The organism is Bacteroides gallinaceum (genome assembly GCF_030373775.1).
Taxonomy (GTDB): domain Bacteria; phylum Bacteroidota; class Bacteroidia; order Bacteroidales; family Bacteroidaceae; genus Phocaeicola; species Phocaeicola excrementipullorum.
Map to the genome: position 1 here is coordinate 75,831 of NZ_JAUDEN010000011.1, position 22,743 is coordinate 98,573.

General features: G+C 48.7%; 17 protein-coding genes, 3 tRNA genes and 1 pseudogene. 4 read left to right on the forward strand and 17 right to left on the reverse strand.

All coding sequences use genetic code 11. The features are described 5' to 3' along the window. Positions 1–150: 150 nt before the first annotated feature. The 4 genes and pseudogenes from QUW60_RS07720 to QUW60_RS07735 all read right to left on the reverse strand — a co-directional run bounded on the left by QUW60_RS07720 (position 151) and on the right by QUW60_RS07735 (position 3,755). The gene (locus QUW60_RS07720) at positions 151–1,197 is read right to left on the reverse strand and encodes a PDDEXK nuclease domain-containing protein (RefSeq protein ID WP_289559644.1); all 1,047 of its coding nucleotides are present in this window, start codon (positions 1,195–1,197) and stop codon (positions 151–153) included. Beyond that, on the reverse strand, positions 1,184–2,773 hold the full coding sequence (locus QUW60_RS07725; RefSeq protein WP_289559646.1) for a class I SAM-dependent DNA methyltransferase: 1,590 nt from the start codon (positions 2,771–2,773) through the stop codon (positions 1,184–1,186). Before QUW60_RS07725 ends, QUW60_RS07720 begins: the two co-directional genes overlap by 14 nt. A gap of 5 nt (positions 2,774–2,778) precedes the next feature. Further along, a pseudogene (locus QUW60_RS07730) lies at positions 2,779–3,543 on the reverse strand (DUF2971 domain-containing protein). 8 nt (positions 3,544–3,551) lie between these two features. Next, on the reverse strand, positions 3,552–3,755 hold the full coding sequence (locus QUW60_RS07735) for a helix-turn-helix transcriptional regulator (RefSeq protein ID WP_258338716.1): 204 nt from the start codon (positions 3,753–3,755) through the stop codon (positions 3,552–3,554). A 1,271-nt stretch (positions 3,756–5,026) separates the two neighbouring features. Between QUW60_RS07735 and clpB the strand changes: the two genes are divergently transcribed. Next, positions 5,027–7,615, forward strand: coding sequence for an ATP-dependent chaperone ClpB (gene clpB / locus QUW60_RS07740; RefSeq protein ID WP_289559648.1), 2,589 nt, complete (start codon positions 5,027–5,029; stop codon positions 7,613–7,615). 43 nt (positions 7,616–7,658) lie between these two features. Here clpB and QUW60_RS07745 read toward each other — a convergent pair whose 3' ends face one another. From QUW60_RS07745 to tamL, 4 genes are all read right to left on the reverse strand, one after another. Continuing rightward, positions 7,659–8,612 carry a glycoside hydrolase family 25 protein gene (locus tag QUW60_RS07745; protein WP_289559650.1) on the reverse strand — a complete coding sequence of 318 codons (954 nt, stop codon included), beginning with the start codon at positions 8,610–8,612 and terminating at the stop codon, positions 7,659–7,661. 135 nt (positions 8,613–8,747) lie between these two features. Next, entirely contained in the window at positions 8,748–10,388 is a 1,641-nt protein-coding gene (locus QUW60_RS07750; protein ID WP_289559652.1) for a diphosphate--fructose-6-phosphate 1-phosphotransferase, read from the reverse strand. Between the two features lie 94 nt (positions 10,389–10,482). Next, positions 10,483–10,734 (reverse strand): DUF6965 family protein, encoded by a 252-nt coding sequence (locus tag QUW60_RS07755; protein WP_258338720.1) that lies wholly within the window; start codon positions 10,732–10,734, stop codon positions 10,483–10,485. A gap of 11 nt (positions 10,735–10,745) precedes the next feature. Next, on the reverse strand, positions 10,746–13,055 hold the full coding sequence (gene tamL / locus QUW60_RS07760) for a translocation and assembly module lipoprotein TamL (RefSeq protein ID WP_289559654.1): 2,310 nt from the start codon (positions 13,053–13,055) through the stop codon (positions 10,746–10,748). A 222-nt stretch (positions 13,056–13,277) separates the two neighbouring features. Here tamL and QUW60_RS07765 point away from each other — a divergent pair, with 222 nt between their 5' ends. Continuing rightward, the gene (locus QUW60_RS07765) at positions 13,278–14,033 is read left to right on the forward strand and encodes an RNA methyltransferase (RefSeq protein ID WP_289559656.1); all 756 of its coding nucleotides are present in this window, start codon (positions 13,278–13,280) and stop codon (positions 14,031–14,033) included. Here QUW60_RS07765 and QUW60_RS07770 read toward each other — a convergent pair. From QUW60_RS07770 to ileS, 5 genes are all read right to left on the reverse strand, one after another. Further along, complete coding sequence (locus QUW60_RS07770) at positions 14,028–14,369, reverse strand: hypothetical protein (RefSeq protein ID WP_258338723.1); 342 nt, start codon at positions 14,367–14,369, stop codon at positions 14,028–14,030. The genes QUW60_RS07765 and QUW60_RS07770 overlap by 6 nt on opposite strands. Positions 14,370–14,380: 11 nt before the next feature. Then, positions 14,381–15,220: a DUF4296 domain-containing protein gene (locus QUW60_RS07775; protein ID WP_289559659.1), complete on the reverse strand. Its 840-nt coding sequence runs from the start codon at positions 15,218–15,220 to the stop codon at positions 14,381–14,383. Positions 15,221–15,227: 7 nt separating this feature from the next. Further along, complete coding sequence (locus QUW60_RS07780) at positions 15,228–15,875, reverse strand: lipoprotein signal peptidase (protein WP_289559661.1); 648 nt, start codon at positions 15,873–15,875, stop codon at positions 15,228–15,230. A 103-nt stretch (positions 15,876–15,978) separates the two neighbouring features. Next, positions 15,979–16,359: a TraR/DksA family transcriptional regulator gene (locus tag QUW60_RS07785; RefSeq protein ID WP_258338726.1), complete on the reverse strand. Its 381-nt coding sequence runs from the start codon at positions 16,357–16,359 to the stop codon at positions 15,979–15,981. A 65-nt stretch (positions 16,360–16,424) separates the two neighbouring features. Then, on the reverse strand, positions 16,425–19,913 hold the full coding sequence (ileS, locus tag QUW60_RS07790; RefSeq protein ID WP_258338727.1) for an isoleucine--tRNA ligase: 3,489 nt from the start codon (positions 19,911–19,913) through the stop codon (positions 16,425–16,427). Between the two features lie 377 nt (positions 19,914–20,290). On the opposite strand from ileS, the gene QUW60_RS07795 reads away from it, so the two are divergent. Then, entirely contained in the window at positions 20,291–20,740 is a 450-nt protein-coding gene (locus tag QUW60_RS07795) for a DUF4186 domain-containing protein (RefSeq protein WP_434736853.1), read from the forward strand. Between the two features lie 44 nt (positions 20,741–20,784). Here the strand turns inward: QUW60_RS07795 and QUW60_RS07800 are convergent, their stop codons facing one another. Continuing rightward, positions 20,785–21,630 carry a DUF3737 family protein gene (locus QUW60_RS07800; RefSeq protein WP_289559664.1) on the reverse strand — a complete coding sequence of 282 codons (846 nt, stop codon included), beginning with the start codon at positions 21,628–21,630 and terminating at the stop codon, positions 20,785–20,787. A 213-nt stretch (positions 21,631–21,843) separates the two neighbouring features. Between QUW60_RS07800 and QUW60_RS07805 the strand changes: the two genes are divergently transcribed. Continuing rightward, the gene (locus QUW60_RS07805; protein ID WP_289559666.1) at positions 21,844–22,359 is read left to right on the forward strand and encodes a PH domain-containing protein; all 516 of its coding nucleotides are present in this window, start codon (positions 21,844–21,846) and stop codon (positions 22,357–22,359) included. A 74-nt stretch (positions 22,360–22,433) separates the two neighbouring features. On the opposite strand, the gene QUW60_RS07810 is transcribed toward QUW60_RS07805, so the two are convergent. The 3 genes from QUW60_RS07810 to QUW60_RS07820 all read right to left on the reverse strand — a co-directional run bounded on the left by QUW60_RS07810 (position 22,434) and on the right by QUW60_RS07820 (position 22,685). Beyond that, positions 22,434–22,506: transfer RNA gene (locus QUW60_RS07810), tRNA-Lys, on the reverse strand. 6 nt (positions 22,507–22,512) lie between these two features. Then, positions 22,513–22,584: transfer RNA gene (locus QUW60_RS07815), tRNA-Cys, on the reverse strand. Between the two features lie 29 nt (positions 22,585–22,613). Beyond that, a tRNA-Cys gene (locus QUW60_RS07820) sits at positions 22,614–22,685 on the reverse strand. Positions 22,686–22,743 lie beyond the last annotated feature (58 nt).

A 22,743-nucleotide genomic window follows, 5' to 3' on the forward strand; every position in this document is an offset into this window, starting at 1 on the left:
TCAACACCATCCAGATTGGCAACCGTTGGCATAAATGTTTTATCTCTATTTATGCCGATAACAGGATAGTTACGACCGGCCGTATTCCTTTCGTCACACCACTCGATATAGTCCCCGATCCGGCCCCATTTTACACTGCCACTTCCCATATCACACCTCCTCTTTTCCATGCTGTTCCATAAAGAATCGTTTCTGCTGTTCGATTTCTCGGCGCAGTTCCTCTTCGGTAGGCATATATGTCATATACTTAGCGGCAAAAATCTGATCGCTATCGTGTAACACTGAATATTTTGCTATGGTGTTGTCCGTATCTGTACAAAGTAACACGCCGATGGTCGGATTGTCATCTTCTCCCTTAACCAAATCATCGTACATACGGATGTACATATCCAACTGTCCGATGTCCTGATGAGTCAGCTTATGGGTTTTCAGTTCAAAGATAACGAACCGCTTCATCTTGTAATTATAGAATACAAGGTCGATATAGAAATCAGCCGTATCGGTCACAATGTGTTGCTGCCTTTCTACGAAAGCAAATCCACGACCGAGTTCCATGATGAACTTCTCAAGGTTGTCAATTAGTGCCTGCTCCAATTCTGATTCTGAATAATTAGTATCCCGATGGAATCCCATAAATTCGGCCACCATCGGATTCTTTATATATTCCAACGGATCTGTTTGACCGACATAAGGTACGGGCAGAGTTGAACTCTCTCTTTGAGCCGCAAGCCGTCGTTCATAATATTGGGTGGAGATATTCCTGTCAAGATCATCCACGCTCCACATATCTTCAGCAGCTGTCTTCAGATACCATTCCCTTGCTTGCGTATTGCTGACGGAAAGAAGCCTGCGGACATGTGACCAGGTAAGATTTTGCACACGCGTGTGCAAAATCTCTACATCCTTGAATTCCAAATAGAATTTTCGGTAATATGCCAAATTGCGCCTACCATAACCGGTCCCGTATTCAGCAGCAAGTCTGACCGCAAGAGCCGGGATAAGTTTTTGTCCGTATGTCGCCCTGCTTGCTCCATGTTGCTCCTCTTCCACGATACGCCGTCCGATGTTCCAATAAGTCATAATGGCTATTTGGCCAGTCGCGGCATAGGCTTGTTTTCGTCCTTGCTCTATGATGGTTCTAATATCGGAAACAAAATTCTCGGTTATTACATTGGTCTGCAGTTTATTCTTTTCCATATCCCAAAATTTTGAAGGCGTTTACGAGTTCGGTTTCATTTGCATCCCATCTTTTCTTCAGCTCGTCAAACTTACGACTCATCTCGGTGAGGGCCGATTTATAATCAATTTCCGTATCGCGGTCGATAAACTCAATATATCTGGAGGGTACAAGCGAATATCCTTTTTTCTGAATCTCGCCACGGTGTGCAGCATAATATAATTCCGGTTCGGCATACTCGGCGAAATTCTCGGTCTGCCAACCAAAATAGATTTGGCAAACTCGCTCTATTTGATTTTCCGATAGCCGAACATATTTCTTTTCATAGATGTTTTCACTCCAAGTACGGAGATCGATGAACAGGATTTCACCCGTGCGGTTACGCAGTTGTCTGCCGTGCCACGGACCTCCTTTCTTGTTATTGTTCAAGATCCATAGTGTAACGGATATATCAGTAGAATAGAACATGTTGCGTGGCAGGACGATGATGGCCTCGATTTTGTCGTTTTCAATCAACTGTTTGCGTATTTCAAGCGTGTCGCTGTCGTCCAATGCTCCATTGGCAAGTAGGAATCCTGCAATTCCGTGATTGACATCCAGTTTGTTCAGGATATGAAGGATCCATGCGTAGTTGGCATTGCTGGTCGGTGGAACTCCATAACCTTTCCATCGGGGATCCGTCTCAAATTCTCCATACTCGGCATATTTCTTCAAATTGAATGGCGGATTTGCCATGATATAGTCGAACTTGAGGTCTTTATGCTGGTCGTCGGAGAAAGTGGGTACAGCTTTGTCTCCCAAATGGTAGGATATACCGCGGATAGCAAGATTCATCTTTGCCAGACGATAGGTCGCCGGTTCGGATTCCTGTCCATACACGTTGACCGCTTTGGTGTTGCCGCCATGTGCTTCAATAAACGTGGTTGCCTGCACGAACATACCGCCTGACCCGCAGCACGGGTCATAGACCGTACCGTCGAACGGCTCGATGAGTGAGGCAATAAGCTCCACGATAGAATGCGGCGTGTAGAACTCACCTTCCTCCTTGTCGGCATTGATTGAGAAAGCCTGCAAGAAATATTCATATACACGCCCTATGAGGTCGTGATCGGTGAACTTTTTGGGATCTATCTTGTTAATCTCGTCCACCACACTTTTCAAGACACCCGGTTCAAGGGCCATTTTCGTGAAAATCTGCTGTGGAAGGGCGTTCTTCAGTTTGGGCTCATTGTCGTCCAGCGTCTTTATGGCTGTATCGAAAGCAATGGCCATTCCGGTAGGTGCCGTAAGAATCAGCTTGTCCCAAAATGTTTCGTCGGTCAGGAAAAACACTCCGTCCTGCATATACTGATTGGGACGGGACAGCTGCATTTCAACAAAAGCCTCGTCGTGAATGCCTTGAACCTCTATAATCTCATGCCTGATTTTATCCTTTTGCTGCTTGAAGCGTTCCCCGATGAATTTCAAAAACACAAGAGTCAGCAACAAATCGCGCTTGTCGGTCATAGCAGCACGCCCTCTCAAACTGTTGCGACAGTTGAAAAGTATGGTTTCTAAGGACTCCTCCTTTGTTATTTTTGTTTGTTTCTTGGCCATCGTATTTACTCTATTAGTTTGGTGTTTAACCTAAAAGCATTTGCATCAATCTCCATTTGGAAAATCTTAATGTCGGGATTCAGCTTTCGGGCAACACGGATTATTTTTGATTTTTCTTCGACATCCATATTGACCCCCAGATAAACGGATTCGAAACACTCTCCTCCAATTTCTGGGAATGCCCTCATTTCTTTCCAGTCAATCGAGCCTTTATCATCATTTTGCCACGGCAGCAACTTCATATATGCCGGCCATGGCTCTAATATAAATAAACGCACTTCTTATTCATGCTCCCAAGCTTTTGCTTTGGTGGATATTTGATAATGAAAAAAGTCTTTTACATCCCTAAAATAATCGGGCTTCTCTACAATGTCTTTATATTGTACCTCCACTTCCGAGCAGCCGATCATGACATTGCCATACATACGAGAAAGACACTTTCTGACTTTTTCCATATCCAGACCGATGCAGATGCCTTTATGCTTGCTATAATAGCTCCACATCAAAATTGAATCATATATCTTAGAAAGACTGCATATCCATACCTCTTCTCTGGTTCTACGAAATGGATCCCTTCTCAATTCTTCAATTATTTCCGGAGTCCATCCTCCACATACTTCTTTTGGAACATTGGAGAAATCAATTAACGAGGGATGGCAATCAAACGGGTCATTTAATTGCGTAGCGTTAGTGAATTGAAGATTGCCATAATGCAACATCATCACCCCACCGTTAAAATCCAAGTACTTGTACAGTTTTGCTTCTCCCATAAATTTATTCATTCGGTTCTCAGCAAGTCATCCACAGACACATTCAGAACTTTTGCTATTTGGATCAGCATCTCCACATTGGGCTGCGTTGTGTTTGTAACCCATTTAGAAATTATGGCAGGATCCTTATCCAATTGTTCCGAGAGCCATTTATTGCTCTTGTTTTTCTCTGCGAGAACGACTTTGATACGATTCAGTAATTTGCGCTCCATATTATATCTCCATTACGTGGTTACAAAGATAGGTATATTTAGAGAATATAATTGACCAGTAAGGTTAAATGTTGCAATTCGCCACAAAAAAGTGAGCAAAACATCAATTGTAGTTGCATATGCTTTCTTTATTGGCAGTTTTGTGCCAGGTCTATTTGGTAAACCAATTACTTTTTGTGGGAACTTTGCGGTATCAAATTATAAAGATTATTGAATATATAATTTGATAATCAAAAAGATATATGATGCTATTTGGTTCAAGCGTGGAACTGCGTGCTATCTCCACGTTCTTGAAGGTCCTGAGAAAACCCGATGCACATTGGCAAATAGACAGCAGACCCACGCTATACAGCATGGGAAACGCCAACGTCCATCCTTGTACATCATAAAAATTACCAGGTTTTCAAGAACAAGAATGAAGCATGACGCTTCTCACAAATATTTTTCCCACAAAATAGCAAGCCGCAGACGCTTCCGCCTGCTTACTGGCTCAAAAGCAAACAATAGTTATGAATTAATCAAATACTGATCGCTTTTTATGTGCAGATAATTCCCCTCCACAAATTCCCTGATTGACATTCCGAAAGCACAACAGCACAAATGCCTGACAAATTCATACAAAACCGCCTCTACCGCTAACCGCACATCCGAACAAATCTCCTCTTTCAGAAGCCATTCCTTAACGGATGCAAACGGCAACCCCGCTCAGAACACCCTGAAACAGGGGAGCGGAAACGAAAATCCCGCCAAAAACAGGCGGTCATCTTGCCCAAAATGTCCCGTCATTTCATGGGAAACACCCCGTTAGCTTCAGCAAAATGTCCCGTCATCTTTCCACGAAGGCCGAAAACAAAGTTTTGGAACGCCTCAAACGGCTTTTCCGCTTCCCGAAACGTTTCAAATCCGGACATCCGCAAAGTGTCACAACGGAACGATTCTGACTGATCAGCTAAACATTTTGCCACAGATTGGCGGAACCAGAAACAAAACAAAAGCATCTTGGCATAAGAACAAACTTTTCGGATTACACAAGGTCCTTTTCCGTCCGATTTTCAATGCCGTACCCTAAACCTCACCCGAGAAAGACAAGCCTCACGCATCCCGATTGACACTCTGACAAAATGAAAGCGGCCCTTTTTCTGACATTTTTACAGGATATATCCCAACCGTCATGCCATTTAGTCACACAAAGGGCGTTTTATCCCCATGGCAAATTATTTGATGAAGAATCTGTACAGAACAGGATAACAAAAAAAGAAAGGAGATTACTTATGAACTTTAACAACTTTACAATCAAATCGCAGGAGGCTGTGCAGGAAGCGGTCAATCTGGTTCAGAGCCGCGGACAGCAGGCCATCGAGCCTGAGCATTTGATGGCAGGGGTGCTGAAAGTGGGAGAAAATGTAACGAACTTCATTTTCCAGAAGCTCGGCATCAACGGCCAGCAGATTGAAACCGTGCTCGACAGGCAGATAGCTTCCTTGCCGAAGGTGTCGGGAGGAGAACCCTACCTGAGCCGCGACGCCAACGAAGTGCTGCAAAAGGCAGTCGACTACTCCAAGCAGATGGGCGACGAATATGTGTCGCTGGAAGCACTGCTGCTTGCATTGCTGAATGTGAAAAGCACGGTTGCTACCATACTGAAAGATGCGGGGCTTACCGATAAGGAGCTTCGCGCAGCCATTCAGGAACTCCGCCAGGGACAGAACGTAACCTCACAGTCGAGCGAGGATACGTATCAGTCGCTCAACAAATACGCCGTCAACCTGATTGAGGCAGCGCGCAACGGAAAGCTCGATCCGGTTATCGGACGTGACGAAGAAATCCGCCGTGTGCTCCAGATCCTGAGCCGGCGAACCAAAAACAACCCGATTCTGATCGGAGAGCCGGGTACGGGTAAAACAGCCATTGTGGAAGGACTTGCCCAGCGTATCCTGCGGGGGGATGTGCCCGAGAACCTGAAAAACAAGCAGCTTTACTCGCTGGATATGGGCGCGCTGATTGCGGGAGCCAAGTATAAGGGCGAATTTGAAGAACGTCTGAAATCGGTCATCAACGAAGTGAAGAAGTCGGAAGGAAACATCATCCTGTTTATCGACGAAATCCATACTTTGGTCGGAGCAGGCAAGGGAGAAGGCGCAATGGATGCGGCCAACATTCTGAAACCGGCTTTGGCCCGCGGCGAACTGAGAAGCATCGGAGCCACTACGCTCGACGAATACCAGAAGTATTTCGAGAAAGACAAGGCGCTCGAACGCCGTTTCCAGACGGTTATGGTAGACGAACCGGACACGGCAAGCTCCATCTCTATCCTGCGCGGACTGAAGGAACGCTACGAGAACCACCATCAGGTGCGCATCAAGGACGAAGCCATCATCGCCGCCGTAGAGCTGAGCAACCGTTACATCACCGACCGTTTTCTGCCGGACAAGGCCATCGACCTGATGGACGAAGCGGCAGCAAAGCTCCGTATGGAACGCGACTCGCTTCCGGAGGAACTGGACGAAATCGAGCGCAGGCTGAAACAGCTGGAAATTGAACGCGAAGCCATCAAGCGGGAAAAGGATGAAGCCAAACTTGCTCAGCTGAACAAGGAGATTGCCGAACTGAAAGAGCAGGAAACTTCGTACAAAGCCAAATGGCAGAGCGAAAAGGAACTGGTGAACAGAATTCAGCAGAACAAGAAGGAAATAGAGCAACTGAAGTTTGAAGCCGACCGCGCGGAACGTGAAGGCGACTACGGGAAAGTGGCCGAAATCCGTTACGGAAAACTGCAGGCGCTGGAAAACGAAATCAAGAGCATACAGGAAGACCTGAAAAAGAAGCAGGGCGACAATGCGATGATCAAGGAAGAGGTAACAGCCGAAGACATAGCCGATGTTGTATCGCGCTGGACGGGCATACCGGTGAGCAAGATGCTTCAGAGCGAACGCGACAAGCTGCTGCATCTGGAAGACGAGCTTCACAAGCGTGTCATCGGACAGGACGAGGCCATCGAAGCCGTGGCAGACGCAGTGCGCCGCAGCCGTGCGGGACTTCAAGACCCGAAACGTCCGATCGGTTCGTTTATCTTCCTCGGAACCACGGGTGTGGGTAAGACGGAGCTGGCAAAGGCCCTGGCCGAGTACCTGTTTGATGACGAATCGCTGATGACGCGTATCGACATGAGCGAGTATCAGGAAAAACATACCGTTTCCCGTCTGATCGGTGCGCCTCCGGGATACGTAGGATACGATGAAGGCGGCCAGCTGACAGAAGCCGTACGGCGCAAACCCTACTCGGTCGTACTGTTCGATGAAATCGAAAAGGCTCATCCGGATGTGTTCAACATCCTGCTTCAGGTGCTGGACGACGGACGTCTGACCGACAACAAGGGACGGACGGTGAACTTCAAGAACACCATCATTATCATGACTTCCAACTTAGGAAGCTCATACATCCAGAGTCAGTTTGAGAAGATCAACGACAAGAACCACGATGAGGTTGTGGAGGAAACCAAGAAAGAGGTGATGGAAATGCTGAAGAAAACGATCCGGCCGGAGTTTCTGAACCGTATTGATGAGATTATCATGTTCCAGCCGCTGGACAAGGAACAGATAAAACAGATTGTACGCCTCCAGATCAACGGCATACAAAAGATGCTTGCCGACAACGGCGTAACCCTGCAGATAGCCGACGAAGCCGTAGAGTTTCTGGCTACAGCCGGATTTGATCCGGAATTCGGAGCGCGTCCGGTAAAGCGTGCCATCCAGCGTTACTTGCTGAACGACTTGTCGAAGAAGTTGCTGGCACAGGAAGTCGACCGTTCGCAACCGATTGTGGTTGAACGGAGTGCTGACGGACTGAGGTTCCGGAACTGATTCTCTTTTATCATAAAGCCACGGAGTGTCCCGCAGAGTGAAATCATTTCTCTGAGATGCTCTGTGGCTTTTGTATTGTATCAGGGTAAGGAATGGTCAGCTGAAGCAGCTCCTCCATAGAACCGTTAAACACGTTCAGGTCTACTTTTTCACGGATTCCCGGAAGCTTTCCCATATCCGTATGCTGCCAGAAACGCCACGGACCGTCATATTCTACCGAATCCACATAATAATGGGCAATCCAGTAAGGATAAGAATTGAACAGCGAATCGCTGAGATAACGGGTCTTGAACTTATAGGAAGTATAGAGAATCGGCTTCACCTTATAGTACTGCTCAATGCGGCGGAGCCAGATGGAAAGATCGGTCCGAAGCTTTCTCTCGTCTTCTCCCCTCACCTCGATATCAAGCACCGGAGGCAAATCGCCCGGTTCAAGCTTGACCGAACGGATAAAGAAGTCAGCCTGGCGCAAGGCATCTGTCTTGGGATTGTAAAAATGATAGGCTCCGCGAACAAAGCCGTGCCTGCGGGCTTCATCAAAATTACGCACAAAAGCCGTATCGCTGAAGTCGCCTCCCTCAGAAGCTTTCATAAAGACAAAACGGACAGGAAAAGGGGCCTTCTGAAGTTTCTGCAATTCACCCCAATCGATTTGCCCCTGATGATGGGAAATGTCAAAGCCGTGTATGCTGAAACCGTAAGGAAGACAAACGCCGTAGGCCTTCATGCCATAGCAAGGCTTCCAGCGGTATGAATAAGGCTCAATGAAAAAGTAATAGAAACCGATAAGAATCAAAGCGGCAACCCCACCCATTGCAAGGCAGTAAGTCCACCGAGGCAGACTCCAGCTGCGCTCTTTTTTCTTCTTCCTGCGGGGACGGGCTTTCCCCTTCGGAGAAGACAGACGTCCGGAAGAAGACGACTTCTTCACGTTCCTCTTTCGCGAAGCCTTTCCTTGAGGCCGGCTGGCCACCGTTATGGGCGGTTGTTTAATCATAGTTCGTCAAGTTTAAATGCCGAAAGAACCGTTTCGGAAATATACGAAACTGCCTCCGCCGCAAACAATAATTACGTCGGGCCGCAAAGCACAACCCGACGTAATCAACCATATTATCAAAAACAGCAAAAATCATCAAGCCTGTTCCAACTGCAATGTCTTGGTCGGCTCGTCACATACTTCAGTAGGACCGAAGTACTGGATCGGACCCGGGTAAACGTAAGCCGTTTCTTTTGCCCACGTATCGCGTGCAGCAGCGAAAGCCTTGAACGGAGCACCGTCCAGTCTTACCAGCGCTTTCTGAATAACCGGCTTCATTTCACCGTGACGGCGTTCCATGTTCATCATCATCGTGATAGGCACACCGCCGGCAATCCATTCTTCTGCAGGAGCGGTCAGATTGCGTACTGACGACATATAGCCTGTCTTGCCGTTTGCAATCAGCTCAGATGCAGTGTAACCCAGAGCATAGCAGTAGTCGGCGTCAAAGTTAGACGGAGCGGCGCAACGTCCTTCATAGCCGAAGAAGTGGTGCTGTGCCGAGAACTTGCCAACATATTTGCCTTCGGCCTTCCATGCAGCAAGCTTCTTGCCTACCATTTCAGACAACAGTTTTTCTGTTTCAATAAGCGAAACCTGAACGTTTCCGTGCGGGTCGCGGTCAAGCGTCAGCTGGCGAGCCACTCCTTCCGGAAGCGAAGCGTAAACAGCGGCATTGTCTGCAGACAATTTGCTGATAATGTATTCACGCTGCTTGTTCGGTTCGATTGCGGCATATTCATCTGCATGGACAGCCAGAAAATCATTCAGTTCGGCAATCAGCTTCTTCATGGCCGGGATGAATTCAATCAGACCTTCCGGAATCAGCACAGTACCGAAATTGTTTCCTGCTGCGGCACGGGCAGCAACAGCATCAGTGATATAAGTAACGATATCGTCCAGCGACATGTTCTTGGCCTCAACTTCTTCAGAAATCAGACAGATGTTCGGCTGGGTCTGCAACGCACATTCCAGTGCGATATGAGAAGCAGAGCGTCCCATCAGCTTGATGAAGTGCCAGTATTTACGTGCAGAGTTACAGTCGCGCTCAATGTTTCCGATAACCTCTGCATAAGTTTTGCAGGCTGTATCAAAGCCGAAAGAAGTTTCAATCATTTCATTTTTCAGGTCACCGTCAATAGTCTTCGGACATCCGATAACCTGGATGCCGTAGTTCTTGGCCGCATAATATTCAGCCAGAACACAAGCGTTGGTATTTGAGTCATCGCCGCCGATAATGACAAGTGCCTTGATGCCCAGCTCCTTCAATATTTCATAGCCTTTTTCAAACTGATCTTCCTTTTCCAGTTTGGTACGTCCTGAACCGATAATATCAAATCCGCCCGTATTGCGGTATTCATCAATGATATCAGCAGTCAGCTCCATATATTTGTGATCAACCAAACCGCCAGGTCCCATCAGGAAACCGTACAGCTTGTTTGCCGGATTCAGCCGTTTGATTCCGTCAAACAGTCCGGAAATCACATTGTGTCCGCCGGGAGCCTGTCCGCCGGAGAGAATAACGCCCACATTCATCGGAGCATATTCTTTGTTTTCCCCTTCAACAAATCTGATCAACGGCATGCCGTAAGTGTTCGGAAACAGTTTCTTGATTTCTTCCTCATCAGCTACAGAATGAGTAGGTTCGCCTTCCTGAACCTTAACAGCACCTCTCAATGCTTTCGGCAATTTAGGCTGATAAGCAGCTCTTGCAATTTGTAATGCGCTTTTTGTCATAATTGTATCTATTATTTATAAAGGTGTATAGAACTAAAATTCATCCCTGCAAATTTCGTATTTTTTTTGGATATATGAAAGAAACCCGGCCATTTTAGGCCTCACCGGCTGTATTTTCTCCCTCAAGCTTCGCTTTGATTCTTTCTATCAGATGCATCCCTCCCAGCAGCTTAGCGTTTTCATGCGTAATGAACGCCTGCTGGAACAGACGGTCGAGCGTATCTTTCAAATTGGGAATAAATGTCGCCTTATCTAACTGCAACGACTTTGGAAGGGTGGCATTGTCAAACCATGCCTTCAAGTCCTCCACTTCCTTTTTTGTATAAACCTCATCTATTTTCTTCATGTCACTATACATTAGAATGGATAACCAACCGCAAAATGGAACGTAAAGTCCCGCTTGAAATCGGGAGAAACAATCGGATAACGGTCTTTTCCGGTATACATCGGATTGACCGCCTTCATGCCGCCGTCAAAACGGAGAATCAGAAAATCCAGGTCAAAGCGGATGCCTAAACCGTATGCCACAGCCAACTGCTTGTAAAAGCGGTCGAACTTGAACTGTCCTTCGGGCTGCATATCTCTGCTCCGGATGGTCCAAACATTTCCGGCATCGATGAACGCTGCGCCGTTCAGCTTCCAAAACAAATGGGTGCGATATTCCAGATTCAAGTCAAGCTTGATATCCCCCGTATGATTTACATAATCAAGGCTGTTCGCATCTCCTCTATACCCGCCAGGCCCCAGCGAACGCACGCTCCATCCGCGCACGCTGTTGGCTCCCCCGGAAAAATACAGCTTTTCAAACGGAAGACTCTTCGAATTGCCATAAGGAACAGCCACTCCCACCCCCACATGGAACACCAGCGAATTCCGATAGTCAATCATAAAATTCTTCGCGTAATCGATGTCCATCTTCACGTATTGGGCAAAGTCAATGTTCCCCATCTGGAAAGCCTCCCCGTTTTTCGGATGACGGTTCACTATTTTGGAAAAAGCATAAAGCAGGTTTCCCGACTCTTCTATGTTGAAACGGATAGAATACGAATTGCGCTGCGCCGTTTTCATCGAAGCGGCTCCCGAACTGTTATAGGTATAAGTATACCCCATCCGCACAATGAAAAGATCCTCATAGCTGTAACGCAGCAGCGGATTCCGCTGGTCCATCTCATCAAGATAGCTTCTAAAGGTTTCCGAACGGTAGGGCATATAGATATAATTGAGGTCGAACACGTCAAAACGATGGCTTGCCCTCCGCTTCGACCATTTGTAGCTCCATGCCGCTGAAGCAACCGTACGCTCAAACTCAGGGCGGATCTGCCAGTTGTATTTCACCGTAACTTCAGACGTCGCACGGATTCTCCGCTTGAAGTCCGATGAAAGAAAAGGAAACATGAACTCAGGGAAATTCAGTCCCGCCTCAACGGCATACTCCATATAGTTGCTGTTGGCATAGCCTTCCAGGCCGGTTATTGCCTCATACGCTCCACGGATCTTGATGGAGAAGGTTTCCGACCCTTTAAAAAGATTCCGGTGCATATAAGAAACCGAAGCAGCCGCTCCAAGATCACCGGCGGAGTTGGTTCCTTCGATTTCAAAAGCAACCGATTTGTTCTTATTCCTGCTCAGAGTGACAAACGCATCCAGACAGGCGGAATCAGACTTTACGTCTTCTTCAAACCGGATGTTCGAATATTTCAGAATGTTCAACCTCCCCAATGCATTGTAAGTAGACTGCACATTCCTCAACCGATACAGGTCACCTGTCTGCAGGCGGTTATAATCCGTAATGACACGTGGACGAAGATACAGCTTGTCCTTATAATAAAAGTTCACTCCGCCCGACCGGACAGAATCAAGTCCGGCAAGTCCCGTCGTGCTCAAATCCGAGAAATCGGAGTCAAAGATAAAATTGACATCACGGATATGATACTGCTTGTGAGGTGCCGGAGTGTCTTCTTTCTTTCTCCGGTAGGGAGCAAGCTTCAGCGTCAGCCCTACCTGTTTCGAATAAAGCGTAGTGTCAGCCTGATAGGTAATAAAGTCTTTGTTGAATCTGAAATATCCGCGGTTCTGCAAATATTGGGTAATACGCTGCCGCTCCTGATCGAGCACGTTCACGTCAAAGCGCATGCCCGGAGCAAGCATCCGATGAACAGAATCCGCTCTGAGGTACTCAGCGATGCGGTAGTCGTCAATATCATAAGCAACGCTTCCCACCGTATACGGTTCCCCTGCACGTATGACATAATGTACTTTCAGCCTGTTCCCCTTACGCACTTCAACAGCGCCAACCTGCGCGCCCATATACCCCATGTTGCGCACGGCCTGCTCCATCTGCTCGCGCGTTTCTTCAGTCAGTTCCGGATCATATATGCGCGGCGCATCACCCATCCGGTATAAAAGCCTGTTGATCCATTTGGTGGAATCTCTCCCCGCAGCGCTATAGATGTACATAGGAATCTTGACCAGGCTGAACCATTTGGCGTTGGAAGTCTGCCGCACATAAGCACGCATCTCCGACGGCTTGACCTCCTTGTTGTCTGATTCGATCTTCACCGCATCCAGCAGATAATGCCCCTCAGGGATGAATTTGCTGACAGAGCATGCGCTCAGACCCAGCAAAAGCATCAAAAAGATTGAACAATGGCGCAAGGCAAGCTTCATACAGATACGGTTTTACGGATTTACACGCAAAAGTAGAAAAAAAACCAATGCCATCGGTAATTTGACATGAAAATAAAAACAGCAAAGCATCTCAAGCACAAAGGACGAATGTTCCGTTAATTTATCCGAAATCAAAACAAAACCCGTCTGTTTTCACCAAACATATACAATATTCAAAAATATCTTCTTAGCTTTGCCGCAAATTTACTTTATCAGAAAACAATGCTGAGCAAAAATAAAATCAAATTTATCCGTTCGCTGGAACTTAAAAAATACAGAAAGGAAGAAAACGCGTTTCTGGCAGAAGGACATAAGCTGGTAGGCGATCTGCTGGGACACTTTCGGTGCCGGCTGATAGCGGGTACCCTGGAATGGCTCAAGAAGAATCCCGACCTCCGCGCACAAGAAATGATTGAGGTCACCCGGGAAGAACTTGCAAAAGCCAGCCTTCTCAAAACCCCACAGGATGTGCTGGCCGTTTTTGAAATCCCACAAGCAGAAACCGACGCTTCCGTCATCGAACATTCGCTTTGTCTGGCTTTGGACGACGTGCAGGACCCGGGAAATCTGGGCACCATCATCCGCATTGCAGACTGGTTCGGCATCGGCCATATATTCTGCTCACCCGGAACAGCAGACGTCTATAACCCAAAGACAGTGCAAGCCACCATGGGCGCACTGGCACGGGTCAAGCTCCACTACTGCGACCTGAAGGCACTGGCCGGCTCTCTGCCGGAAGGAACTCCGCTGTTCGGCACTTTTCTTGACGGAGAAAACATCTACGAAGCCCCATTGGACGGTCACGGACTGATCATCATGGGAAACGAAGGCAAGGGCATCAGCGCCGAAATCTCGCGACTGACAAACCGGCGGCTTCTTATTCCGAACTATCCGCAAGGGAACGCTACCAGCGAATCGCTCAATGTAGCCGTCGCCACAGCAATCGTATGTTCCGAATTCCGCCGCAGGATGTTATAAAACGGTCATCCGGGATACAGCCGGAAAGTCCATATCCACAACATTGAACGGAGAAAAATGATACGCATACAAGGAGTGGGAAGACCGGCACTCAGCCGAATCCCATTCCGACAAAAGACGTTTCCGGTAAGCATCGAAACTTTCGCCGGACAAAGGAGAAGTGCATTGAGGCGCCACTATAACAAAGCCGCCAATCCATTCTGTACGTTCCGTTTCACACGCCAGCGGCCGGACCGCACTCACAATGTGGGACACTTCGTCCACCTCCACCAAAGACAGGCCGCACACCTCGCTTCTGTCCCACACCCACAGACGATGAACAGCAAAACGTTTCATAAAGCCATCTGTCACCGCCGTGTCAAAGGTCTGGGAGCTTCTCTCTGCACAGAGTCGGCCACGAAACGCCGGCTCTTTTCCAGGACATTGGCCTGGTGTGTCCGAACCAGCCTGATGTCAGTCAGCAGCAGGTCGCCCCTTTCATCTTCCTTGCTGACATAATAGATGAAACCGCTCACATTTTTAAATTCAAAGGCTGAATCCGGGCGCAGATACAGACGCTGCACACCATTTCCGCTCACGACACGGGTCAGCCCCTGCACACTGTCGTTGTCGAAACTCACTTTCAGTCCCATCACAGCTTCTCCTCGCTGCCCGTTACGCGGGAAAAAAGAGAACTTCGCTTCAAGAGCAAGCATATCTTTCGGCTTGAACGAAGTGTCAGCCTTCAGGTCAAACAGCACCTTGTTGGTATAAGGAGATGGCGTAAGCCAGTATAAAGGACGGTCTTGCCAGATGTCCACCGTATCTCCCGACATGGAAACCGCGATTTCACCGTTCTGGCGCGAAGTTATGAGCTTCATCTGCTCGCCGTCTTCTTCCAGCCTTTTCTTCAGATTGTCGTAGATGACAGAAAGTTCCTTGCCGTTGCGTGAGTACCAGACCATCGACGAGTCAAATTCAGCCTCAGTCACATGATGCTTTTCAAACACATAAGCAAAATAAGCGTTCTTCTTATAATTGTCAGTATAGGGCAATTCAGAACTCATTGTCTTCGCTATCTGGTAATCATACAGCAGATTCTCCATTGCCGCAGGCTGAATGATGTCACCGGGTATTTTATTTCCGCATCCCGCCAGACAAAAGGCCATTGCCCCTCCACAGAACATTCTGAAAAACCGTCCAACCATAGCACTCTTATTTTACCTGTTTCTTTTCCGGCGAACTTTTAGTCATATCATTCAGATAGCGGCTGTAGAAAAGCAGCAAGGCGATAATGCCGCAACTGATGGAAGCGTCGGCAAAGTTAAATATCGGACTGAAAAATATGAAATGCTCCCCTCCTACAAACGGCATCCAGTCGGGCCAATAGGTGTCAATGATGGGGAAATAAAACATGTCAACCACTTTTCCGTGCAGCCAGTCGGCATAGCCCTGCCCCACCGGAACCCACGACGCTATCTGCGTATGTGTGCTGGCACTGAAAACTTCGCCATAGAAAACACAGTCAATGATGTTTCCCACCGCGCCGGCAAGTATCAGCGAAAGACAAACGATGTAACCGTTCTTCACTTTCTCCGACTGTCTGACGATACGGGCCAGATACCATGTGATGAGAATGACAGCGACAATGCGGAAAAGAGTCAGAAAGATTTTGGCAAATATCTCAAGTCCGAAAGCCATTCCGTTGTTTTCCGTGAAGTAGATGTAAAACCAGTCGGTTATACGAATGTGCTCGTGCAAGAACATATTCGTTTTCACGGCAATCTTGATCACCTGGTCTATAACCAGCACCGCCGCCACAATAAGAGCGGCCAATCGTCCTTGAGTCAGGAATTTCTTCATTTTCTATTTCTATCAGTCCAAGCAATAACGGAAATTGAGAATCGGAAATGGCTTTCATTGTCCGATACATTTCCGATTCCCAATCCTCCTGTTCAGTTTAACATTATTTCTTTCCGTTCTGTTTTGCCTCGATGCTCAAGGTGGCATGAGGAACAGCGCGAAGTCGTTCAGCCGGAATCAGCTTTCCCGTTTCGCGGCAAATGCCGTAGGTTTTGTTTTCGATACGCACCAGCGCCGCCTGCAGATTCTGTATAAACTTCAGCTGGCGTGCAGCCAAACGGGTTGTTTCTTCTTTCGACAACGTATTGGCACCTTCTTCCAGTACCTTATAGGTGGGGGAAGTATCGTCAGTGTCATTGCCGTCTGTATTCATAATACTGCTTTTCAGTTTCTCATAGTCGCGTTCAGCGAGCTGAAGTTTTTCCATGATAATGGCACGGAACTCCTCAAGTTCAGCGTCAGAATACCTCGTTTTTTCAGCCATAGTGTTCTAAGTTTTTAAGTTAATAATAGTATCCTTCCGGACTGCGCCGGAAGGATGGGTTCATATTACAGTTTGGTTACATTTACGCGCAAAGTGCAGTCGTCCAGTTCCAGTTCTGTGGCCTCAGACACCTCGTCCGCCAAAGTCAGCGAAGCAGCCAGCACTTGGTTGCAAATATAAGTATTATATTCATTTACCGCATCATCTGTCAGCGAATTTTTCGACAACACGACTTTTATCTTGTCGGTAATTTCAAAGCCGCTGCTCTTGCGGATATTCTGAATGCGGTTGACAAGCTCACGCGCGATACCTTCACGGCGCAGGCCTTCGGTCACGGTCACTTCCAGCGCGACGGTCAGCCGTCCTTCGTTGGCCACCAGCCAGCCGGGAATGTCTTCGCTGTAGATTTCCACATCCGAAACAGCCACCACGGCCTGAGTTCCGTCGATATCAAACGTATAGCTTCCGTTGCGTTCAAACTCGGCTATCGCTTCCTGCGACATGCCTGCCACTGCTGCGGCTACAGCCTTCATCTGCTTTCCGAACTTCGGGCCAAGCTTCTTGAAGTCGCACTTCACCTTCTTCACAAGCACTCCTTCCGCTCCGTCCACAAACTTCAGTTCCTTCACGTTCACTTCATTCAGGATCAGTTCCTTCACTGCTTCGATATGGCGTTTCTGCTCTTCATCCACCACCGGCACCATGATGCACTGCAGCGGCTGGCGCACCTTGATGTTCACCTTGCGGCGCAACGCCAGCACCATTGAAGTAACATCCTGCGCCATCTGCATGCGCGCTTCAAGCTCACGGTCGATCAAGCTTTCGTCGGCAACCGGGAACTTGGCCAGATGAACAGACACAACATTGTCGCGTCCGGTTACACCGACCAGATCCATATACAGGCGGTCGGCATAGAACGGAGCGATAGGAGCCATCAGCTTGGCAACCGTTTCAAGGCAGACATACAGCGTCTGGTAAGCAGACAGCTTGTCGGCCGACATGGCGCTGCCCCAGAAACGCTTGCGGTTCAGGCGCACGTACCAGTTGCTCAGATTGTCGTTCACGAAATCCGTAATCAGACGGCCGGCTTTGGTAGGCTCGTAATCGTTCAGGCAGTCGTCGACCTGCTTGATGAGCGAATTCAGCAGCGACAAGATCCAGCGGTCGATTTCCGGGCGTTCAGCCACGGGCACGTCTTTTTCTGCATATGTAAATCCGTCGACATTGGCATAGAGCGCAAAGAACGAATACGTATTATATAATGTACCGAAGAACTTGCGGCGCACTTCATCCACTCCGTCGGCGTCAAACTTCAGGTTGTCCCACGGAGCCGAGTTGGTAATCATATACCAGCGCAGAGGGTCGGAACCGAACTTCTCGATGGTACTGAACGGATCGACCGCATTGCCCAGACGCTTTGACATTTTGTTGCCGTTCTTGTCGAGCACCAGTCCGTTGGATACCACATTCTTGAACGCCACGCTGTCGAATACCATCGAAGCGATCGCATGCAGCGTAAAGAACCATCCGCGCGTCTGGTCCACGCCTTCCGCAATGAAGTCGGCAGGATAATAGCTGCGCGAGTCAACCAGCTCCTTATTCTCGAACGGATAGTGAAGCTGCGCATACGGCATGGAGCCCGAATCAAACCACACGTCAATCAGGTCAGCCTCGCGCTTCATCGGCTTGCCGCTCGCCGAAACAAGAATGATTTCATCCACATACGGACGATGCAGGTCAATCCTGTCATAGTTTTCCTTGGCATAATCTCCGGGGACAAATCCAAGCTTCTTGTAAGGGTTCTCCTTCATGAAACCTGCCGCCACCGACTTTTCTATTTCATTATACAGTTCCTCGACCGAACCGATACATATTTCCTCGCCATCCTCGCTGCGCCAGACGGGAAGAGGAGTTCCCCAGTAGCGCGAACGGCTCAGGTTCCAGTCGTTCAGGTTTTCAAGCCACTTTCCGAAGCGTCCTGTTCCGGTAGATTCCGGCTTCCAGTTGATGGTTTTGTTCAGTTCGATCATCCGTTCCTTGCAGGCAGTCGAACGGATAAACCAGCTGTCGAGCGGATAGTAGAGCACCGGCTTGTCCGTGCGCCAGCAATGCGGATAATTGTGCACATGCTTTTCTATCTTGAACGCCTGGCTGTCCTGCTTCATCTGCATACAGATAAAGAAGTCGAGTGACTCTGCTGCCTGAGCCGCCTTCTCGTCATATTTCCCGTCAACCGTAAATTGGGGGTCATACGCATTCTTCACCCAGCGGCCCTGATATTCCTTATATTTGTCAACATTCACACATTCGTCCACAAACTTCCCGTCAAGTTCGTCCAGCAAATAGAACTTGCCGGTCAGATCGACCATCGGACGGGTTTCGCCCTTCTTGTTGATCATGAACAGCGAAGGGATGCCTGCCGCCTTCGCAACGAAAGCGTCGTCCGCACCGAATGTCGGAGCGATGTGAACGATACCCGTACCGTCTTCGGTTGTGACGTAATCGCCGGGAATCACGCGGAACGCTTTTGAGGCTGCGTCGTGCCAGTTGCCGTTTTCGTCAAGCTCCACCGGCTTCACCCACGGAAGCAGCTGTTCGTATTCCATTCCAACCAGATCCGGCCCCTTGTATTCGCCTACCACCTTAAACGGAATCAGCTTGTCGCCCGGCTTGTAGTCCTCGAGAGCCATGCCTTCGGCCTTCTTGTTGAAATGCGTATAGAGCAGATCCTTGGCCAGCACCACGGTCATCTTTTCGCCGGTATAGCCGTTGTAGGTCTGCACGGCCACGTAGTCGATTTTCGGACCTACGCACAGAGCCGTATTCGAAGGCAATGTCCACGGCGTGGTTGTCCACGCGATAAAGTAAGGCGTCCCCCACTCCGCCATTTCCGGCTTCGGGTTCTTCATTCTGAACTGAGCCACCACGGTCAGGTCCTTCACGTCGCGGTAACAGCCCGGCTGGTTCAGTTCGTGCGAGCTGAGCCCCGTTCCCGCTGCCGGCGAATAAGGCTGGATGGTATATCCTTTATACAGCAGCCCTTTCTTGTAAAGCTGCTGCAACAGCCACCAGAGGGTTTCGATGTAGCGGTTGTCATACGTGATGTACGGATTGTCGAGGTCCACCCAGTAGCCCATCTTATGAGTCAGGTCGGTCCATTCCTTCGTAAACTTCATCACATCCGTACGGCAATGCCTGTTATAGTCGGCCACAGAAATCGTCTTGCCGATGTCCTCTTTCGTAATGCCGAGCGCCTTTTCAACGCCCAGTTCCACCGGAAGCCCGTGCGTATCCCATCCTGCCTTGCGCTTCACCTGAAACCCTTTCATGGTCTTGTAGCGGCAGAACGTATCCTTGATTGTGCGCGCCATCACGTGATGGATGCCCGGCATACCGTTTGCCGAAGGAGGCCCTTCATAAAACACGAACGAAGGACACCCTTCGCGTTCCGTCATACTTTTCGAGAACACATCGTTTTCATCCCATTTCTTCAGCACTTCCTTGTTCACGTCCGAAAGGCTGAGCTGGGAATATTCAGTAAATTTCTTGCTCATATAATCAGTTTTATTCGTATCCAAAACAATATCAGGATATATCTTTCCCAATTTAGGCTGCAAATTTATATGAAAAAAAAGTTATATGAAAGAGATTGTAAATGAAATCTTCCGTTTTTGCGGACAAAGGAAAGCCGCCGGACGCAAACGGAAAAACGGCGGAAGAACGTCCGCCGTCACACCCGCCCCGGCCCGCTCCTTCAGCAGACTCCACCCCCGGAAAAGATGACGGCTTATCTTGATGAAGATAACGGCTCATTTTAAGTGAAAGACCGCGGTCTTTTGATCAAGATGACGGGTCATTTTTTACGGTCTGATTGTTCCCTGAAAACCAGGAAGTTTGTATCTTTGACTCCGCCAACATAAAAAAGAGAATCATGAACAGCCTTTTTCCTGAATTATTCGATGAAACCGCAGGCACGGAAAGCGGCACACCGCCCGAACTTCATACCGGACACGACCTGTCAGACCTGTTCGAGCGTCTGTCCCAGTCCGACTTCAGAAGCAGGTTCATGCTGAAGTCGGCAGACAAAGAGTACATCAGCAGAAAGGGAATGGACACCATCCGCCGCCATGCCGAGGACTTTGTAAGAAAACGGCTCGCCCCGGCCTTCATACCGAACGACGGAAAGCAGACGCCGATGCGAGGGCATCCCGTATTCATCGCCCAACACGCCACGGGGTGCTGCTGCAGAGGCTGCTTCGCCAAATGGCATCACATTCCGGCGGGCAGGGAACTCACCCCCGACGAACAGCGGTATGCAGTGGAAGTGCTCATGGAATGGATACGCAGGCAGCTCGACGGAAAAGCCGGCAGGCGGAAATGAAGGTACCGCTTCCGCTCTGCCGGCTCTTTTCCCGGCCGGCCTGCTTACTTTCTTGTTTCTATCACGCAGTTGGCCGGAGCCTTGATATTCTCGTCGAGCGTGACCGAACCGATAGAGTCTGCCACAATGCGCCCCGAAGTCGGGTTTTTAATGTTTGTAATAGCACCGCGGATATCAGCGTTCAGCGTCGAATATTCGAAAGCGCGGTCGCATGCAGGATCGAAGGTACAGTTCTCCAGAATCAGATCGTGCGCATAGCACAAAGGCTGCTCTCCCGAGATATGGCAGTTCACCAGCCGGAGATTCCTTGAATGCCAGCCCAGGTACTCGCCGTCGAGTTCCGAATCATAGATGGTTACGTTTTCCACTTCCCAGAACGCATCCTTCGTGGTGATCTTTGCGTTATGAATTTCCACATTCTTCACATACTGGAAAACATACTTGCTGTCGCTTTCCAGGCCGTCTACATAAATGTCGCTGCTGAACATAAACGGATAAGTGCCGTCATGAAGCTTCAGATTTTTCACGCGGATACGGCTGCAACGCCAGAACACTTCGTCGGCATCATTCATCACGACATTCTCTATGTTGATGTCGTTCATTTCGCGAAACATTTTGGGTGCGTCAACCACCGTATCCTTCATAGTCAAATGGTCGGAATACCACAAAGCCGAACGTCCTCCTACGGCAAAATAGCAATTGTCGATAGTAAATCCGCGTACATGCCAAAACGGATAGTTCCCTTCAAAACGGCAGTTGGTTGCCACGATATTGCTGCATTCCTTGATGGCCGATTCACCGGCAAGTATGGTTACATTATCCAGATGCAGATTGTGCGAAGCGAACAGCGGGCGTTCGCCTCCGAATTCTTTGTCTTTAATGAGTTGCATAGTCATTCCCTATTGATAATTAAAAAAAGAGATAATACGTCTATTTTTATCTACGTGACAAAATTACAACGTTTCTTCCAATTCAAATGTAAACAAATTACAGAAGATGTTACCTCGATTACGGAACGGCCGCACAACATCTCTCTGCTCTTGCACAGCCGGAATATTTTGAGTAACTTGCGGAAGTTTTCACAAGCAAAACCATTCATCACCATGATTAAAGAAAAAGTTTCACTGAGCCAGACCGTCAGACTCATCACCTGGATTGTCATCCCGATCATCGTCATTTTCGGCCTGCTGATTCCCATCCGCGATTTCATGCACGCCACGAATCCTACCGCACAGACGCTCTGCGGCTTCGTCATCCTCATCGTGCTCCTGTCGCTGTGCTCCATCATGCTGTATGCGCCGAAAGAAATCACGCTCGACGACTCGGCCCTCACACTTGCAAGAGGAAAAGGGAAGCTGCGCATCAAGCTGGCAGACATCGAGGAAGTGCAGAGATACGACCCGCGCAGCACGGGCAATATCCGCATATTCGGCATCGGCGGGATATACGGCTATGTGGGACGCTATTACAACCGCGACATCGGCTACTACACATCGTATGTAGGCGACTACTCCCAGGCCTTTTTCATCCGCACCGGAAAAGGAAAGAAATACCTCCTGAGCTGCAACAATGCAGACCGTGTTGCAGAAGAGATAAAAAGGAGGCTGGCAAAGCGATGAACGTCCGCCGGCATCCTGCGCCAACGAATGCGGACACAAACAAAAAAGGAGGCGCACCGGCCTCCTTTCTTATGTACACCCTCAGGGATTCGAACCCTGGACCCACTGATTAAGAGTCAGTTGCTCTACCAACTGAGCTAAGAGTGCATTGAGAGGTTCCTGGCGGATTCGAACCGCCGTGCACGGTTTTGCAGACCGCTGACTAAGCCACTCATCCAAGGAACCGGACTATGTTTCACTTCGCCATTTGAGAGAGGTTCCTGGCGGATTCGAACCGCCGTGCACGGTTTTGCAGACCGCTGACTAAGCCACTCATCCAAGGAACCGGATATTCTCGCATATCGTTTTTCTCAAACGCGTTGCAAAGGTACAACTATTTTTTAA